Source organism: Streptomyces sp. NPDC001204, from assembly GCF_053598035.1.
This window is the reverse complement of sequence record NZ_JBSFJL010000027.1, coordinates 21,318-38,063: the sequence shown is the minus strand read 5'-3', so window position 1 is coordinate 38,063 and position 16,746 is coordinate 21,318. Positions and strand designations below refer to the sequence as shown.

The following is a 16,746-nucleotide window of genomic DNA, read 5'->3' as shown; positions in this document are numbered from 1 at the left end:
AGCCACATCCCCGGACAGGCGGCGCGGACGTCAAGCTCCACACGAGCCGCGACCCCGCGCAACCGACGCGGACGCGCCATACATGCGCGGCCCGCAGCCAGTCACGTGCCGCAGGCCTGCGCCTCGCCGCCGGGCGCGTGCCGGCCGTGCGCAAGTGGCCCACGCGCGTCGCGGCGGGGCGCTCACCTTGGCGGCCAGGTACGCAGCATCGTGTCGAGGCGGTCGAGGATCCAGGTCCAGGTTTCCTGCGGGGCCGGGGCGCTGTGGGCGAAGCCGCCGGCCAGTTCCAGGCTGACGTAGCCGTGGAAGACGCTGCCCAGGAGCCGGACGGCGTGGGTCTCGTCCGGCTCGGCCAGGTCGTAGCCGCGCAGGATCGCGCGGGTCATCTGCGCGTGCCTGCCCCCGGCACTCGCGGCGGCGGTCTCCGGGTCCAGCCGGAGCCGCGCCGCCGCGTAACGGCCGGGATGCTCCCGGGCGTATTCGCGGTAGACGTTCGCGAAGGCCGCGAGGGCGTCCTTGCCGGCCCGCCCGGCCAGCGCGTCGGCGGCCCGGTCCGCGAGTTCCTCCAGGGCGAGCAGGGCGATCCGCGTCTTGAGGTCCTGGGAGTTCTTCAGGTGCGAGTACAGGCTCGCGGCCTTGACGTCGAACCGCCGGGCGAGGGCCGAGACGGTCACGTGCTCGAAGCCGACCTCGTCCGCCAGCTCCGCCCCCGCCCTGACCAGGCGTTCCGTGGTCAACCCCGCACGCGCCATGCCGCTCCTCCCACCCGAGCCTCCAAGAACCTGAAGCCATTGAATATCTGCCTAAGCCCATTAGGCAAACGGCACGACGGGGGGCCCGGCGCGAATCCCATCATTGGCATGGACCTGATAACCCAGTCCCGCTAAGCTGCTCCCCGACCCGGTTGAGAGCGCTCTCAGGTCGCGGTTGTTCCACCCCCACCTCGCTGGAACGACGAAGGGCACACCTGTGAGACGCACCAGACTCCACCGCGTGGCCGTGGCCGCACTCGTACTGCTCGGCAGCTGGGCCGTGGCGGGCACCTCGACTGCCGGTGCGGCGACCCCCGCCACCGCACCCACCACCTCCCCCGGCCTGCTCCAGGCGATGCAGCGGGACCTGGGCCTCTCCGCGCAGCAGGCCGAAGCGCGGCTGACGGCGGAACGCGCCGCCACGGCAGCGGAACCGAAGGCCCGCGCGGCCGCGGGATCCGCCTACGGCGGCTCGTGGTTCGACGACGAGACCGGCCGGCTCACCGTGGCCGTCACCTCCGACGCCTCCGACTCGACCCTGCGCGCCGTCCGCACCGCCGGCGCCACGGTCCGCACCGTCCAGCACAGCGCACGGCAGCTGGACACGGCCAAGGCCCGCCTCGACAGCACGTCGGCACCCCAGGGCGTGAGCGGCTGGCGGGTGGACCCGAAGGCCAACACCGTGGTCGTGGACGTCGTCCGTGCAGCGCGCTCCGACAACGATGTCCAACGCTTCCTCTCCCAGGCCCGCGCGGCCGGCCCCGTCACCGTCCGCACGGTCTCCGCACCGCCGCGGACCTTCGCGGCGGGCACGGTCGGCGGCGACCCCTACTACACCGGCAACGTCCGCTGCTCCATCGGCTTCTCGGTGTACGGCGGCTTCGTCACCGCCGGACACTGCGGCCAGCCGGGCGCCGGGGTGAGCGGCTGGGACGGCTCGTACATCGGCACCTTCCAGGGGTCCTCGTTCCCCGACAACGACTACGCCTGGGTCAGCGTCGGCAGCGGCTGGTGGACGGTACCGGTGGTCCTCGGCTGGGGCACCGTCCCGGACCAGCTGGTGCGCGGCTCCGCCGTGGCACCCGTGGGCGCCACGGTCTGCCGCTCCGGCTCGACGACGCACTGGCACTGCGGCACCGTGCTGGCGCTCAACGAGACGGTCAACTACAGCCAGGGCGCCGTGCACCAGCTGACGAAGACCAGCGTGTGCGCCGAACCGGGCGACTCCGGCGGCTCGTTCATCAGCGGTGACCAGGCCCAGGGCGTCACCTCCGGAGGCTGGGGCAACTGCTCCGGCGGCGGGGAGACCTGGTTCCAGCCGGTCAACGAGATCCTCAACCGCTACGGACTGACCCTGCACACCGCCTGACCCGCACTGGCGAGGGGGTTCCGGCCGGGCTCGGCCGGAACCCCCTGTGCGGCGGGGCGACGGGCCACGCGCGGCCCGGGGACGGCGGACGTGGTCAACGGACGGCGCGCGGTCATCCGGCGTCGGCCACCCGGCGGGCCCTGTCCCGGGCGACCCGGGCCGCGGCGAACCCGGTGCCGGCGACGAAGCGCATCATCGGCCCGAACATCGGGGCGGCCAGCGATCCGGTGAAGTACAGACCCGGCACCGACGATTCGAACCCCGGGCTCAGCCGTGGTGCCCTCGAACCCGGCACCTGCCTGAGCGCACGGCGCACCGCCGGCGACAGGAACGGAACGGCGTCCAGGTCCAGACGGTAGCCGGTGGCGGCCAGCACGTGGTCGGCGTCGAGCACCTCCGCCACGCCGCCCGGCCCGACAACGTCCAGCCGTACGACGGACCCGGCGGTCTCGGCCCGTACGACCCGGCGCGAGGTGCGCACCGGCACCACGCCCTCGACCCGGTCCCGCAGCCACCAGCCGCCCGACGGCCGCAACGCGCGCCGGAACAGCAGCAGTCGGGCCGCGGCCGGCAGACGCCGTACCGCGCCGGGGGCCCGGCAGACCGCGGCCAGGATCCAGCCCGTGCCCAGGGGCGAGGCGGGCCTGCCGATCCGCCGCACCCAGGACCGCGCCTGCTCCGGGGCGTTCCCCCAGAGCACACCGCTCTCCCGGACCAGCACCTGCGCCCGCGCACCGGACTCGTGGAGCAGCGCTGCGCTCTCCAGGGCGGACTGGCCCCCGCCGACCACGGCGACCCGGCGGCCGGCGTACCGGGACAGGTCGGTGTGCTGGCTGGTGTGCGACACCGGCGCGTCGGGCCCCGGGCCTTCGGGCACGAGGCCGCGCAACTCGACGGGTACGTGGGCCAGTCCGTTCAGGCCGGTGGCCACGACCACGGCTGCGGCGGCGAGTTCCTGTCCGTCGTCCAGCCGTACGGCGAACCCCGAACCGGACGCGGCCAGGTCGACGGCCGCCACCCGGGCCGGCTCCACCTCACCGACGTACTGCTTCTGGAACCACTGTCCGTAGCGTACGAACACCTCGCACGGGATGGGCGTCAGTTCGGTCAGCTCCGGCTCGCCGTGCACCTGGAGGAAGTCCGCCAGCCGCCCGCCCGGCTCCGGTGCGGACAGATCGACGGCGTCCGGCGTCGACTTCAGGAACATCCCGGTCGCCATGGCGTGCCGCCAACTGCCCATGATCTCCCCGAAGACCCGCACCGGGACCCCCGCTCCGCGCAGGTGCGCGGCGACCGACAGCCCGTAGGGCCCCGCCCCGACCACCACGACCGGAAGCGCTCGGCGCCCTCGCTGCGCTCCCCCGTGGGCAGGCCGCTGCCCCGGAAGCGACTGCGTCATGCATCCCCCCGCTGGTCCCCTCGCCGCCTTCCCCAAGGCCGGCGTGACACTCCGGGATATGCGCGCCGGCAGAGCACCGCCGCGCGTCTCCCCCCTCCGCCGCTCAGTGTTACCCATCGACCGGCGCCGGAATGCGAAATGGGGGCACGTTGCCAAAAATTGGTCGAAGCGTTTACCGGGCGCACCGCGCGGGCCTCGATGGGACGGAGGACGAACACCCGGCTCCCGCCCTCGCGGCGGAGGACGGGAGCCGGATGCCAGGACCTACCGGTCCGTGGCGGCGGGAGAGCCGACCGCGGATGGTGCGGTCATCAGCTTCCCGAACAACGCCATGCAGGTGGAACAGTGTCCAGCCCGCTGTGCGCTCGCGCCGTCGACGTGCTGACCCAGTTTCTGGCCGCACAGGGTGGTGGTCGTGTGCTTGGCCATGACGTGCCAGACCAGAGCCCCACCGGGCTTCTCTACTCCTGCACACATCTCATACATGATCGGCTCCACTCCCTCGATGGACGCCTCTCTCACTCAAGGAGATACCGAGTGGGCCATCCGCACGCAGCCACGGGCGGCCATTCAGGTGAAAAACGCGCCGGGGGCGGTGCCATCATGAGGCCCATGCGAAAAGGCGGAGCGTTGCGGACGGCGGCCGTGGTGGCGGCCGGTGGGGCGCTGGCGATGTCGCTGACGGCGTGCGGCGACCCGGGCCACCGGCGCGCGGCCGGCCACGGCGGGCAGGCGGAGCACGCGCCCGGACGCGACGTGTCCCCGAGGCGGGTGCCGGGCATCGGTGACCGGATGTGGCATCGGGTGCCGGCCGGGTCCCGCCAGGTGGTCGCGGTCTACGGCGCGGGCCCGGACTCCCCCGACTCGACGGTCGAGCTCTTCACCGAGCACGGCTCACGCTGGGAGCGGACGGCTTCGTGGCCGGCCCACAACGGCCGGAAGGGCTGGACGACGGACCATCACGAGGGCGACCAGCGCACCCCCGTGGGGGTGTTCACGCTGAGCGACGCCGGCGGCGTGCTCCAGGACCCCGGGGCCAGGCTGCCGTACACCCGGTCCGCCGCGTTCCAGGCTCCCCGGTACTGGACGAAGAACGCCTGGCACGACTTCGACTACGTCATCGCCGTCGACTTCAACCGCGTCAAGGGAACGCCGCCCAACGACCCCACCCGGCCCGAAGGACAGTCCAGGGGCGGCGGCATCTGGCTGCACATGGACCACGGCGGCGGCACGTCCGCGTGCGTGACCCTGTCCAAGTCGGCGATGCGGTATCTGCTGCGCTCCCTCGATCCGCGTCAGCACCCGGTCGTGGTCATGGGGGACAAGGCGGAACTCGACGCCTGACGCCGCACGGCCGCCGGCCGGCGACGCCTCACGGGCGCGCGGCGTCGAGCAGGCTGATGCGGGCGATGACGCGCTTGCCCACCGGCTCGCGCCGCACCTCGAACCGCTCCACCACGGCCATCACGATCTCCAGACCGTGCTGGCCCACCCGCCCCGGATCGGCGGCCCGGGCCACGGGCAGCACCGGATCGCTGTCCCAGACCGCGATGTCCACGGCGTCACCGGCGATCCGCAGGTCCATCAGGATGGGGCCGGAGGCGTACTTGCGGGCGTTGGTGACCAGTTCGCTGACCACGAGCTGGGTCAGGTCCAGGGCCCGGTCCGAGACCGTCAGCCCGTGGCCGGTCCGCGCCCGGCCCAGGAACTCGGCCGCGAGATGACGGGCCTCGGCGATGCACGCGGCGTCGCCGTCGAGGGCCGCCGCCACGCTTATCACGCCGGTGTCCGGCGCCGGCTCATCGTCACCGAGGAGGACCGATTCCATCCCAATCGCCTTCACCACCCTGTTCACGGCGTGCACATACCCCTCTTCCCGCCGGGCACGCGTGCGGCGTTCGTGTCGGCTTCGTCACAGGGGCGATCGCCCGGCGCGGCCCACCGGGCGGCAGCCAGGAGGCGGCCGCGCCGCGTCCACGACCCGGACAGTTCGGCGACAAGGTGCCGGATGCATCTACCGTTCGTGGTGCCGGTCGAGCGACGGCCTCGACGTCGAGGGGAGCCCAGGATGGCCGAGCACACCGAGGAGCGGACGACGCGGGAGCCCGGTACCGTCGTCGCCCTCCACGAGGTGGGCGTCCACCGCTTCACGACCGGGCAGGTCATCCTGGACGGCGTCGACTGGACGGTGCGGGCGGGACAGCACTGGGCGCTGCTGGGCGCCAACGGCGCTGGGAAGACCACGCTGCTGCGGCTGCTCGGCGCCCTGATGCACCCCACGACCGGCAGCGTCGAGGTCCTCGGCGAGCTGCTGGGCCGCGTCGACGTGCGGGAACTGCGCGCGCGCATCGGGCACGTCACCACGGCGCAGCGCGTCCCCGGGGAACTCGACGCCCACACCGTCGTGCTGACCGGTCACACGGGCACGGTGCAGCCGCTGTGGCGGATGTACGACGAGGAGGTGCGGCAACGCGCCCACGAACTGCTGGCCGAGCTGGAGATCAAGGACCTGGCCGACCGGCCGTACGGAGTCTGCTCGGGCGGGCAGCGGGCGCGCGTCCTCATCGCCCGGGCCCTCATGGCCGAACCCGCGCTGCTGCTCCTCGACGAGCCCTTCAACGCCCTTGACCTGCCGTCCCGCGAGGATCTGGTCGAGGCCATGCACCGGCTCGCGGAGGGGCGGCCGCGGCTCGCCACGGTGACGGTCACCCATCACCTCGAGGAGTTGTCACCCGCCGTCAGTCACGCCCTGCTGCTGCGCGAGGGACGCGTCCTGACCCAGGGGCCCGTCGAGGACGTGCTGACCGGGCCGTGGCTGACCGCGTGCTTCGGCCGCCCCATCGCGGTGAGCCGGCACGAGGGCCGCTGGTGGGCCCATTCCGGGCGGCAGAACCCCGGGAGCGCGTGAGGCGGGCAGCCGTCCGATCCGCCGTACCGGGTGGTGCGATGGCGCTTTCCACTACCCGAAGTAACGTGATCAACTTTGGCTCCTGGCTTTTCTCTCCAGTCAAGTCGGGCGCGCCGTGCCGCCCGACGCCCCCGCGCGAAGGATCCCCATGCCGTCTCCAGACGCTGCCCTCCAGCAAGCGCATTCCGACTACGAACAGCACATGCAGGCGTGCCGACAATGTCATGCACACGCCATTCCGTGCGCCGTGGCCAAGCACCTGATGCGTATCTACAACAACGCCCGAAGAGGGCTCGCCCGCGCCGAGTGACACCGAGGGGCGGTGGCGGGACCACGAGACCGGTCCCACCACCGCCCCCCTTCGCGGCCTGTGGCGCCGTCAGACGGCGCCGTGCCTGATCCGGCGCAGCAGCACGATGCCCGCGGTCACGAGCACCGCCCCGGCGGCCGCGGGCCACAACCGGGCGCCGGTCTCGGCCAGGCTGCCCCTGACGGCCTGCGGTTCGGTCTGCGTGCCCGCCGCCTGGCCGTTTCCGCCGGGAGCCGGAGTGTAGGCGGGCGTCCCCACCTCGCCGCCGCCCGCGGTACCGGTCGCGCTCGTGGACGCGCCACCCGTAGCACTCCGCTCGGCCGCGTCCGAGGTGTCGGCCTTCGGTTCCACCGCACCGCCCGTGGGCTCCGCGGACTTCTCACCCCCGGCCTCGCCCGCGCCTGCCCCGGTCGCGCCGCCGTCGTCGGTCCGGCCCGCGCCCGAACCCGCGCCCTTGCCGGCGCCGCCTCCGGGCCGCGCGCCCGAGGTCTGCGTCGGCTTCCCCTCGGGCTCCTGCGGCTCCTGCGGTTTCTCCGGCTGCTCACCGGAGTCCGAGCCCTGGTCGGCCCCGGAGCCGCACTGACGGCCGCTGTTGATGCAGTCGACCATCCGGCGCATCAGGTCGTCGTCGAAGACGTTGATGAAGTCGCCGTGGTCCGTGCCCGGCTTGTGCAGTTGTTCGGGGAAGGAGTCCACCGCGAACAGCGGGGTGGTCGCACCCCCATCGTCCAGGCTCGGGGCGTCGACGCCGTAGACGATGCGCTGCACGAGTTGCGGGATCGCCCGGAATCCGTCCGGGCAGTTGCCGTCGGCGTCGGCGAACGCCACGTGCGTACGGTGGTTGGCGCTGTCGGTGTTCCGGCCGTCCCAGCAGCTCTGGAACCTGAAGGTGCGCACCACGTCGCTGCCTCCGGGGCAGAGCGGGTACTTGTCCTTCAGCTGCCGGTCCTCGAAACCGGTGCAGGACCAGGAGGCGTTGGCGTTGGCGGGGCCGTTGACGAACGCCTTGGCGTCTCCGGTGATGATGCGCAGGAAGCGCGGCATCTCCGTCACCTTGCCGCGCGGACTGCCCTCGAAGGACAGCGTCACCTGCTTCGGCGTCACGATCCGGCCCGCGTTGCCCTCGGTCCCGCCGCCGGGGGCCTCGGCGTCCCGCTCCCGGGTTCCGTCCTGCAGGCGCAGCACGGGCCAGTAGTAGGTGGACTTGTCGCCCTTGTCGGCGCAGCTCGTGCCACCGTTCGCCAGGTCCTGATCGCTGGCGAAGGCGTTGTTGGCCTGGTTGCCGATGTAGTCGTGGAAGTGGTGGGCTCCGTTGGTGACGCCGGGGGCGACGATCACGTTGTCCGAGTTGAACAGGCCGCCCTCGTTCACTCCGCAACTGGAGGCGAAGCTGCCGCGTGCGGCGTCCGCCACCTCACGGGGCTTCCGCGCGTCGCTCCGCACGGTGGTGATGTCCGCGTAGTCCGCGGCCACGGGGCCGTTGCCGGCCTGGCCTGCGCCGTCGGCGTCCTGCTGGGGTTCCTGCTGCCCGTCCCCCTGCGGGCTCTGCTCCTGGCCGGCCTGCTCCTGGCCGGCCTCCCCGCCGCCGTCCTGGGTGCCGGAGGTGCGCAGGGTGCAGGCCGCGAGGTCGTCGAGTCCCTCGGGCCGCTCCCCGGCCCGTTCGATCGCGTCGGCGATGGTCCCGATCGTCGCGGCACGCTGCTCCTTGAGCGGAGCCACGACCGTGTTCTCCACGGCGCCGGCGTCGAGCCGCCCGTCCTGAACCGCGTCCTGCATCTGCTGGTACGCGCTCGCGATCTGCTGGTCCAGAACCGCGAGTTGCTCGTCGACGGTCGCCTTCGCGTCCTGCGGCACCGCGGTCAGCCCGGCTCCGACGTCCGGGCAGTCGATCGTGGCGCCTCCCGCCGCCGGACTCCGGTCGCGGTCCGATTCCCCGGCGGACCGCACCGTCGACGTGTCTTCGGTGGCGGAGGCGTACACGTTGGCGACCATCAGCCCGCCTCCGCCCAGGATGAGCGCCATCGCGGCGAGCGTGGCGCGCCGCGGGCCCGTGGGTCGTCTGCGCGTGTTGCGTCTCACCGAACTTCTCCTACGCGTCGTGGCCTGCCAGGAATGTGAATCCCCCCGTCCCATACGGAGTTCGGCCCGGGGATGTTCAAGCGCCCCGCGGATTCCCCGCATCGCACGGCCGGCGACGGTCAGCGCCTCATGGATCACGTGTGGTGCGAACGCCCGTTCGGCGGGCAAGACGAAAGCCCCACTCCCGTCACGGAAGTGGGGCTCGTCCACGAGCGCCGGGCAGGCCTTGCACCTGCATCTCCCCGCAGGAAGCGGGGCGTCTTTCCTTGGACCACCAACGCACAGCAGATCACCGGGAGTTCCGGCGACTCGCTCAAGATCCAGCATAGCGCACATGCCCGGACCCGGCACGTCGCCGCGCGGGCCATGCCCCGTATCGCCCCACTGCCGAGGCAATGGTTGCCGAGATCACCAGACGCGCCGCGCCAGTTCTCCCACATATCGGCGCAAAACGTGTGTTATTCGAGTCATGCACACATATACGCGGCGCACCTTGCTCAGCGCCTCGGTCACGGCTGCCGCTTCGGGACTCCTGACCGCCTGCTCCGGGGCCGGCTCCTTCTCGGAGTCCGCTCGGGACTCGGGGTCCGCGCTGGGCCCCGGGACCATCGACGGCTTCCGCCCGTTCGTCCCCAAGGGGCCCAAGGGGTACGTGAACCCGTCCGACCCGGAGGTCCTGGCCGCCGAGCGCAAGCGCGGGGCCGGGCGGGTGCGCAAGTACAAGTTCACCGCCCGGGAGACGTCGTTCGACCTGGCCGGCAAGACCGTCAAGACCTGGGCGTACAGCGACAGGATCCCAGGCGAGGCGGTCCGGGCCACCGCGGGTGACATCCTCGACCTCACGCTCGTCAACCGCCTGCCCGTGGGGACGACGGTGCACTCGCACGGTGTGCGCCTGCGCTGCGACATGGACGGCGTGCCGGGACTGACCCAGAGGACCATCAAGCCCGGCTCGGAGTTCAACTACCGCTTCGTCGTGTCCCACCCCGGCACGTACCTGCTGCATTCGCACGAGGGCATGCAGCTCGACCGCGGCCTGTACGCACCGCTGATCATCGACGACCCCAAAGAGCCCCTGTCGTACGACAAGGAGTGGGTGGTGGTCCTGGACGACTGGGTCGACGGCCTGGCCGGCTCCACCCCGGATGGCGTGCTCGCGCAGTTGCAGAAGGTCAAGGGCCCCATTCCCAAGGGCATGCATGGCATGGACATGGGCGGCGGCGGCCACGGCGGGCATTCGGCCCCGCACGGCTCGTCCCACGGCCCCGACCGCATCCTGCGGGGCGGTCTCAGCCGCATCCTGCAAGGCATGGGCGGCAACGTCGACTACCCCTACTACCTGATCAACGGCCGTGTCCCGCACGCTCCGTCGGTCTTCCGGGCCCGCCCCGGCGACCGCATCCGGGTGCGGTTCATCAACGCGGGTGCCGACACCGCCTTCCGAGTGGCCCTGGGCGGCCACGAGATGACCGTGACGCACACGGACGGCTACCCGGTCGAGCACCGTACGACGGACGCGCTGGTGATCGGCATGGCAGAGCGCTACGACGTCGTCATCACCGCCAAGGACGGGGTGTTCCCCCTGGTCGCGCTGGCCGAGGGCAAGGACGCGCGCGCCCTCGCCGTACTGAACACCGGAAAGTCCAAGAACCTGCCCGCGCCCTCCGTCCGCCCCAGCGAGCTGGACGGCCGCTTCGTGTCCGCCTACGAGCTCACCCCCGCCGACTCGGTGGCGTTCTCCGACGACAAGCCGGACCGCGAGATCCAGATCAAACTGACCGGCAACATGAAGTGGTACAACTGGAGCTTCGACCGCAGACCGTACTCGGTCGAGCAGCGCCATCCGGTCCGCAGGGGCGAGCGGGTCCGGATCACCTTCCTCAACCACACCGGCATGTGGCACCCGCTGCACCTGCACGGCCACACCTTCGCCGTCACCGGCCCGAAGGGCCGTGGAGCCCGCAAGGACACCGCGATCGTGTTGCCGGGGAACAGGCTGGTGGTGGACTTCGACGCCGACAACCCGGGCCTGTGGATGCTCCACTGCCACAACCAGTACCACTCCGAGTCAGGGATGATGACCATCCTCGGCTACCTCAAGTGACCGAAGTGCCCGAGCGGCCGCTGCGGACGCCTCGCGCGGCCGGGCTGGCCGGGGTGCTGTTCGCGCTGCTGCTCGCGGCGGTGATCGTCCTGATCCGGCTGGGGATCCCCGAGGGCGCGGAGGCGGTCGCCTTCCGAGGAACCACCGACTCCGCGCGGCACGATGCGGTGCGGGCGGCACTGGCTCTCGTGCCGTTCGCCGGCATCTTCTTCCTGTGGTTCACCGGGGTGGTACGCGCCCATGTCGGCGACGCCGAGGACAAGTTCCTGGCGACCGTCTTCCTGGGCAGCGGACTGGTGTTCGTGGCCGCCATGTTCGGGGCGGCCGCGGCCGCCGATGCGGTGCTCGCGATCGCGCACCCGCCGGGCGCCTCCGCCGGGCTCGCCGCGTGGGACTTCGGCCGCCACTTCGCGTACACGCTGATGACCGGGTACGCGATGCGGATGGCGGCCGTCTTCGCGTGCTCGCTGTCGGTCATGGGACACCGGCTGGGGGTGCTGCCGCGGTGGCTGACGCTGCTGGGTCTGCTCACCGCCCTGGTGCTGCTGTTCGCCGCGTCGAACGTACCGTGGGCCGAACTGGCGTTCCCGGCGTGGTCGCTGGTCCTCAGCACGTACATCCTGATGGCCGGCAACCGCCGGGCGCTGCCCGGCACCGCCCCGGCCGTCTGACTCGGCTCCCTGCGCCGCCCGGCCCCGCCGCTCCTTCCGCCGCGCCGTCCCGTCACTCCATCGGCGGGTCCTGACGCGCGGGGAGGGCAGCGGGGCTTCGATCCTGACGTGGGATGACCGCCGTCCGAGGGTGCCCGCCGAGCGGGTGGTTCCCTAGGGCCTGGCCGCCGGGAAGGGCGGGTCGCCAATGAGGCTTGTCGTCGATCTCAACAAGTGCCAGGGGTACGCGCAGTGCGCGTTCCTCGCGCCGGGCGTGTTCACCATGCACGGCGAGGAGTCGCTGGTCTACAACCCGCGACCCGGCACGGAGCAGCGGGAGAGGGTCGCGCGTGCCGTGGCGGCCTGCCCGGTGCAGGCGATCACGGCTGAGGGGCTGGACGACGCGGACGAGGAGCCCGTCGGCGCCGGGCGGGAGGCCTCCGATGCCCGCTGAGGCGTTCCACGAGTGGCTCAGACGCGAAGGCCGGATCGTGATCGTGGGCGCCTCGCTGGCCGGCCTCAGAGCCGCCGAGACGCTGCGTGCCGAAGGGTTCGCCGGACCACTCACCATGATCGGTGACGAGCCCTACGAGCCGTACGACCGCCCCCCGCTGTCCAAGGCGGTGCTGCTCGGCATGGCGTCCGCGGACCACACCGAGCTGCCCCGGCGCCGGGACGTCGACGCGACCTGGCGGCTCGGGGTCGCGGCGGCCGGCCTGGACATGGCGGCCAGGCGGGTGCGGCTGGCCGACGGCGAGGAGGTGCCCTACGACCGGCTGCTGATCGCGACCGGTGTGCACGCCCGGCCCTGGCCGAAGGAGGACGAGGCCCAGCTGGACGGGGTGTTCGTGCTGCGCACCCGGGACGACGCGGTCCGTCTGCACCGGCGGATGAAGGGCCCGCCGCGCCGGGTGCTGATCATCGGGGCCGGCTTCACCGGTTCGGAGATCGCCTCGGCCTGCCGGAACCAGGGCATCGCGGTCACGGTCGCGGAGCGGGCCGGCGCTCCCCTGGTGGGCGCGCTCGGCGGGGTGATCGGCGCGGTGGCCGCGGAACTGCATCGGGAGAACGGGGTGGACCTGCGCACCGGGGTCATGGTCACCGGTCTGGAGGGCGACGCGACGGGCCGGGTGCGGGCGGCGCACCTGTCCGACGGCAGTGTCGTCGAGACGGACGTGGTGGTGGTCTCGCTGGGCGCGACCCGCAACACCGACTGGCTGGCGGGCTCGGGGCTGGGCGCGGGCCCGCGCGGCATCGCCTGCGACGCGGGCTGCCGGGCCTTCGACTTCCGGGGCATCGTCACCGACGACATCTACGTCGCCGGCGACGTAGCCCGCTCCCCGCATCCGCTGTTCGGCTACCAGTTCCTGTCCCTGGAGCACTGGGGCAACGCCGTCGCCCAGGCCGAGGTGGCCGCGCACAACATGATCAGCGCCAGCGCCGACCGGCGCCCGCACATGTGGGTGCCCGCCTTCTGGTCCTCGCAGTTCGGCGTGAACATCAAGTCGGTCGGCGTACCGTCCATGGGTGAGGAGGTCATGATCACCCAGGGGTCGCTGACCGAGCGGCGGTTCGTCGGGGTGTACGGCTACCAGGGCCGCGTGATCGCTGCCGTGAGTTTCGACAACACGCGGTGGCTGGAGTTCTACCAGCGGCTGATCGAGACGGGCGCGCCGTTCCCGGTGGAGTTCACGACGGTGGACCGCCGGCCCGAGGGCCGCAAGCCGGTGCCGGCCGACTTTCCCGACCCGTCGCTGCCGACGCACGGCCCGACCGTGACCCTCAGCGGTTACTCGCCGGCCGACCGGCAACTGGTCTTCACGCCGGCCCGCCACTGAACCGGCGCCCCGCCTCCCGCCCCGGACCTCCGCACCTCCATGCCCCAAGGACCCGACATGACGCACGCCTCGCTCCTGCACCGGATCACCGACTACGCCAACCGCGCCAACCCGTATCCGCTCTACGAGGAGCTGCGCAGGACACCGGTGCTGCACGAGGAGGAGGACGGCCCCTACGTCGTGAGCTCGTACTACGACATCCTCGGGCTGCTCCACGACCCGAGGGTCAGCTCGGACGCCACCAACCTCACCGCGGCCGGCGCGGACGAGCTGTCGGGACCGGAGGCCACGGGGCTGCCGCCGAGCTTCATCAGGCTAGACCCGCCCGAGCACGACCGGCTGCGGCGGATCGCCAACAGCTCCTTCGGTCCGCCACACCGGCCCGACCGGATCGACTCCATGAGCGGGGAACTCACCGGAATCATCACCGAGCTCATCGACGGCTTCGGCGACGCCCGGCAGATCGACGTCGTCGACCAGTTCGCCTACCCCTTCCCGGTGACGGTGATCTGCCGGCTGCTCGGAGTGCCGCGCGAGGACGAGCCGCGCTTTCGCGCGTGGGTGGACCCGATCGTCGCCGCCCTGGACCCGGAGACCCGGCAGCGCAGCGACGACGACTTCCAGCGCGCCGCGCAGGAGGCCCGGATGCAGCTGGGCATGTACCTGGCCGGTCTGGTGGAGCAGCGCACCAAGGAGCCCCGCGACGACCTGCTGTCCGACCTGGCGGCCAGTCACGGCGCTGACGGGACCTTGTCGATGATGGAGGTGCTCAGCACGGCGGTGCTGCTGCTGATCGCGGGCCACGAGACGACGGTCAATCTCATCACCAACGGCATGCTCACGCTGCTGCGCCACCCGGAGTACCTGCACCGGCTGCGCGAGGATCCGGGACTGTCCGTCAGGATCGTGGAGGAGCTGCTGCGTTACGAGCCTCCCGTGCAGCTGGTGCCGCAGCGCACCTGTGTCGCCGACATCGACCTGCGCGGGGTCACGATTCCCAAGGGTTCGCGGATCTGGCTGATGCTCGCCGCGGGCAACCGGGACCCGGAGCGGTTCCGGGATCCCGACCGGTTCGACCCCGACCGCGAGGACATCGAGCACCTCGGCTTCGGCAGCGGCATCCACATCTGCTTCGGCGCGCCGCTGGCCCGGCGGGAGGCACAGCTCGCACTGGCCGAGCTGACCCGCCGCCTGGACAACCCCCGCCTGGTGGAGGACCCGCCGCCCTACCGGAAGAACGCGGTGCTGCGCGGCCCGCGCCACCTGAACATCGCCATCGACTCGGTGCGCTCGTAGAGACACCGCGCCACGGCCCGGCCCGGGGTCAACCCCAAATCCAGCGCCCGCTACGTCCTGTGCGGACCCAAGCACAGGAAAAGAGTCTGGACAGATCTAAAAAATAGGACAAAATGGTGTGCATCCCCCCACCATCGCTTCGAGGAGCCGCCCCCGTATGGCGTACGGAGCCCACCACAGCGCCAACCCCGCCCCTCCTCCCCACCCCGACCTGGGCCTGGCCCGCGACTGCGAGCAGTGCCTGGGCTGGGGAACCGTCGTCACCACCGACGGTCACCACGAACTGTGCGCCACCTGCCAGCAGGACGCGGACGACGACGACCCGCCACTCGACACGAACACGGCATCACCGCGCACGAGTGGTACGTCGCCCGACTCGGCCGTAGCGTCGTTAAGGAGCCAGGACGTCGTCGGCCGGGAGCGGAGATGGGCAGACACACAATGAGGACAGCGGTCGCGCTCTGCGCCGCGGGGCTGCTCGCAACAGGCGTGGGTACGGCCTCCGCCGCACCCGCGGCCTCGCACGGGAACGCCTCGGCGCACGCCGTGAAGCGGACGGACGGGCGGCCGGTGCTGGTCGACTGTCTGTGGAAGCCGCGGCAGCGACCCGGCGCTTTCATCCTCGCCTGCGGCGACGGCAACAGCGTCCTGTCCGCGCTGCACTGGTCGCAGTGGAACGAGCGGTCCGCGACGGCCAGGGGCTTCAACCTCGTCAACGACTGCAAGCCCTACTGCGCGGCCGGAAGGTTCCACGAGTACCCGGTGATCGTGCGCCTGGACAGCCCGGAACCCTGGAAGAAGCGCCCGGAGGTACGGCACTTCACCCGGCTGAGCCTGGAGTTCCTGGCGGGGCGGCCGGAGGGCTATCCGCAGGTGCGGACCTATCCCCTCTGGGACTGATCCGTCCGCCCCACGGGCGTGGTTCACAAAGGCGGCTCGTGGAAGAGCTCCAGCAGCCGGCTCGCGCTCTCCGCGCCGCCCGGAGTGCCGCCGCCGGACACGGACGGGAAGACACGGCCCCAGGAACAGGCACGGGCCAGCGCGGCGAGCCGCCAGGCCAGGGTCACCGCACGGGTGAGTTCCGCTCGGCTGCGGCCCGCGCCGGTCCACGGCTCCAGGTAGGCGTCCCGCAGCCGGGGCAGTACCTCCGGACCGTGCCGGTCCCGGGCCGCGCGCGCGGGCACGAGCAGGCTGCAGAACGGGTGGGAGACCACGGCGTCGCCCCAGTCGAAGAAGGTGAACCGGCCCGGCTCCGGCCGGAAGAGCTGGCCCTCGTGCAGGTCCGCGTGGTCGAGGGAGTCCGGGACGCCGACGGCCGCCAGCTCCTCGCACCATGCGACGAGGCGCGGCCGGAGGCCGTCGAGCCTGCGCCGGTCGTCCGGCCGCAGCGCGGAACTCTCCGCGAGGACCCGGTCGAAGAGGTCGGGCAGGGCGCGAGTACGGGCGCTGGGCACGCCCAGCAGTTCGATCCGCCCCGCGTATGGGACGAGGGTGTGCTGAAGGCCGGCGTAGCGGCGCAGCAGGTCCTCCCAGACACGCGGACCGGCCCGCCCGTCGTCGAGCGCCGTGCGCAGCAGCTCCCCGCCGTCGGGCAGCAGCGTCCAGGCGCGGCCCGGGTCCACGGCGAGCGGCTCCAGCGCGTACCGCGGTGCCCAGCGCGCCAGCGCAACGGTCAGCGGTCCTTCGAAGGCGCTGTCCGGCGGATTGGCCTTGAACCAAACGGCGTCGCGCCCCTCGACCGGCACGCGGACCAGGACGGACCACGGCCGCAGCCGCACTCTCAGCTCTCCCGCCGCGCGCAGCCCCCGCCCGGCGAGCCTGCCGTCCACCCACTCCAGGGCGGCGTCCCGCCAGGTGGCTTCCTCCCACGGTGTCACCGCGTCCCGGTACCTGCCCCGGTCCACGATCACCGACGCCTGATCTCGCACCGGGTCATCCCAGCATCAGGCGCGCCGGACCACCACGGATTTTTCGCCCGCGGGCCGGGCCCAACCTCCCCGGCGCCGCCCCGAACGGGGGCGCGGGGCGCGCGGGTCGGCAC

15 protein-coding genes are annotated in these 16,746 nt (G+C 72.3%); 9 read left to right on the top strand and 6 right to left on the bottom strand.

The genetic code is table 11. The annotated features are described in order from the left end of the window. Positions 1-182: 182 nt before the first annotated feature. Positions 183-752, bottom strand: a complete 570-nt coding sequence (locus ACWC91_RS29925; RefSeq protein ID WP_225079500.1) for a TetR/AcrR family transcriptional regulator — start codon at positions 750-752, stop codon at positions 183-185. A 217-nt stretch (positions 753-969) separates the two neighbouring features. Between ACWC91_RS29925 and ACWC91_RS29920 the strand changes: the two genes are divergently transcribed. Further along, positions 970-2,121, top strand: a complete 1,152-nt coding sequence (locus ACWC91_RS29920) for a S1 family peptidase (RefSeq protein WP_450644786.1) — start codon at positions 970-972, stop codon at positions 2,119-2,121. 112 nt (positions 2,122-2,233) lie between these two features. On the opposite strand, the gene ACWC91_RS29915 is transcribed toward ACWC91_RS29920, so the two are convergent. Then, a complete protein-coding gene (locus ACWC91_RS29915; protein WP_450643631.1) occupies positions 2,234-3,445 on the bottom strand; it encodes an FAD-dependent oxidoreductase in 1,212 nt (403 codons plus the stop codon). A 339-nt stretch (positions 3,446-3,784) separates the two neighbouring features. Next, positions 3,785-3,997: a hypothetical protein gene (locus tag ACWC91_RS29910; RefSeq protein ID WP_225079497.1), complete on the bottom strand. Its 213-nt coding sequence runs from the start codon at positions 3,995-3,997 to the stop codon at positions 3,785-3,787. Positions 3,998-4,132: 135 nt separating this feature from the next. On the opposite strand from ACWC91_RS29910, the gene ACWC91_RS29905 reads away from it, so the two are divergent. After that, the gene (locus ACWC91_RS29905) at positions 4,133-4,864 is read left to right on the top strand and encodes a L,D-transpeptidase family protein (protein ID WP_225079496.1); all 732 of its coding nucleotides are present in this window, start codon (positions 4,133-4,135) and stop codon (positions 4,862-4,864) included. A gap of 28 nt (positions 4,865-4,892) precedes the next feature. Here ACWC91_RS29905 and ACWC91_RS29900 read toward each other — a convergent pair whose 3' ends face one another. After that, on the bottom strand, positions 4,893-5,348 hold the full coding sequence (locus ACWC91_RS29900; RefSeq protein ID WP_225079495.1) for an ATP-binding protein: 456 nt from the start codon (positions 5,346-5,348) through the stop codon (positions 4,893-4,895). Positions 5,349-5,588: 240 nt separating this feature from the next. Between ACWC91_RS29900 and ACWC91_RS29895 the strand changes: the two genes are divergently transcribed. Beyond that, the gene (locus ACWC91_RS29895) at positions 5,589-6,428 is read left to right on the top strand and encodes an ABC transporter ATP-binding protein (protein WP_450643630.1); all 840 of its coding nucleotides are present in this window, start codon (positions 5,589-5,591) and stop codon (positions 6,426-6,428) included. Between the two features lie 379 nt (positions 6,429-6,807). Here the strand turns inward: ACWC91_RS29895 and ACWC91_RS29890 are convergent, their stop codons facing one another. Next, on the bottom strand, positions 6,808-8,817 hold the full coding sequence (locus ACWC91_RS29890) for a DUF1996 domain-containing protein (protein ID WP_225079493.1): 2,010 nt from the start codon (positions 8,815-8,817) through the stop codon (positions 6,808-6,810). Positions 8,818-9,286: 469 nt separating this feature from the next. Here ACWC91_RS29890 and ACWC91_RS29885 point away from each other — a divergent pair, with 469 nt between their 5' ends. The 6 genes from ACWC91_RS29885 (at position 9,287) to ACWC91_RS29860 (ending at position 15,605) form a co-directional block, all read left to right on the top strand. Continuing rightward, positions 9,287-10,921, top strand: coding sequence for a multicopper oxidase family protein (locus tag ACWC91_RS29885; RefSeq protein ID WP_225079492.1), 1,635 nt, complete (start codon positions 9,287-9,289; stop codon positions 10,919-10,921). Then, positions 10,918-11,592 carry a hypothetical protein gene (locus ACWC91_RS29880; protein WP_225079491.1) on the top strand — a complete coding sequence of 225 codons (675 nt, stop codon included), beginning with the start codon at positions 10,918-10,920 and terminating at the stop codon, positions 11,590-11,592. Before ACWC91_RS29885 ends, ACWC91_RS29880 begins: the two co-directional genes overlap by 4 nt. Positions 11,593-11,779: 187 nt before the next feature. Continuing rightward, complete coding sequence (locus ACWC91_RS29875; RefSeq protein ID WP_141364721.1) at positions 11,780-12,025, top strand: ferredoxin; 246 nt, start codon at positions 11,780-11,782, stop codon at positions 12,023-12,025. Then, a complete protein-coding gene (locus ACWC91_RS29870) occupies positions 12,015-13,409 on the top strand; it encodes an NAD(P)/FAD-dependent oxidoreductase (RefSeq protein WP_225079490.1) in 1,395 nt (464 codons plus the stop codon). The genes ACWC91_RS29875 and ACWC91_RS29870 overlap by 11 nt, the downstream gene beginning before the upstream one ends. A gap of 57 nt (positions 13,410-13,466) precedes the next feature. After that, a complete protein-coding gene (locus ACWC91_RS29865) occupies positions 13,467-14,705 on the top strand; it encodes a cytochrome P450 (RefSeq protein WP_281156400.1) in 1,239 nt (412 codons plus the stop codon). A gap of 426 nt (positions 14,706-15,131) precedes the next feature. Continuing rightward, positions 15,132-15,605: a hypothetical protein gene (locus ACWC91_RS29860; RefSeq protein WP_225079488.1), complete on the top strand. Its 474-nt coding sequence runs from the start codon at positions 15,132-15,134 to the stop codon at positions 15,603-15,605. 23 nt (positions 15,606-15,628) lie between these two features. Here the strand turns inward: ACWC91_RS29860 and ACWC91_RS29855 are convergent, their stop codons facing one another. Continuing rightward, positions 15,629-16,633: a phosphotransferase gene (locus tag ACWC91_RS29855; protein ID WP_225079487.1), complete on the bottom strand. Its 1,005-nt coding sequence runs from the start codon at positions 16,631-16,633 to the stop codon at positions 15,629-15,631. Between the last annotated feature and the right edge of the window lie 113 nt (positions 16,634-16,746).

Bases quoted from the DNA above. Each gene is read 5' to 3' on its own strand.
- ACWC91_RS29925 (WP_225079500.1), bottom strand. From the start codon at position 752: ATGGCGCGTGCGGGGTTGACCACGGAACGCCTGGTCAGGGCGGGGGCG.
- ACWC91_RS29910 (WP_225079497.1), bottom strand. From the start codon at position 3,997: ATGTGTGCAGGAGTAGAGAAGCCCGGTGGGGCTCTGGTCTGGCACGTC.
- ACWC91_RS29905 (WP_225079496.1), top strand. From the start codon at position 4,133: ATGCGAAAAGGCGGAGCGTTGCGGACGGCGGCCGTGGTGGCGGCCGGT.
- ACWC91_RS29900 (WP_225079495.1), bottom strand. From the start codon at position 5,348: ATGGAATCGGTCCTCCTCGGTGACGATGAGCCGGCGCCGGACACCGGC.
- ACWC91_RS29895 (WP_450643630.1), top strand. From the start codon at position 5,589: ATGGCCGAGCACACCGAGGAGCGGACGACGCGGGAGCCCGGTACCGTC.
- ACWC91_RS29885 (WP_225079492.1), top strand. From the start codon at position 9,287: ATGCACACATATACGCGGCGCACCTTGCTCAGCGCCTCGGTCACGGCT.
- ACWC91_RS29875 (WP_141364721.1), top strand. From the start codon at position 11,780: ATGAGGCTTGTCGTCGATCTCAACAAGTGCCAGGGGTACGCGCAGTGC.
- ACWC91_RS29870 (WP_225079490.1), top strand. From the start codon at position 12,015: ATGCCCGCTGAGGCGTTCCACGAGTGGCTCAGACGCGAAGGCCGGATC.
- ACWC91_RS29865 (WP_281156400.1), top strand. From the start codon at position 13,467: ATGACGCACGCCTCGCTCCTGCACCGGATCACCGACTACGCCAACCGC.
- ACWC91_RS29860 (WP_225079488.1), top strand. From the start codon at position 15,132: ATGGGCAGACACACAATGAGGACAGCGGTCGCGCTCTGCGCCGCGGGG.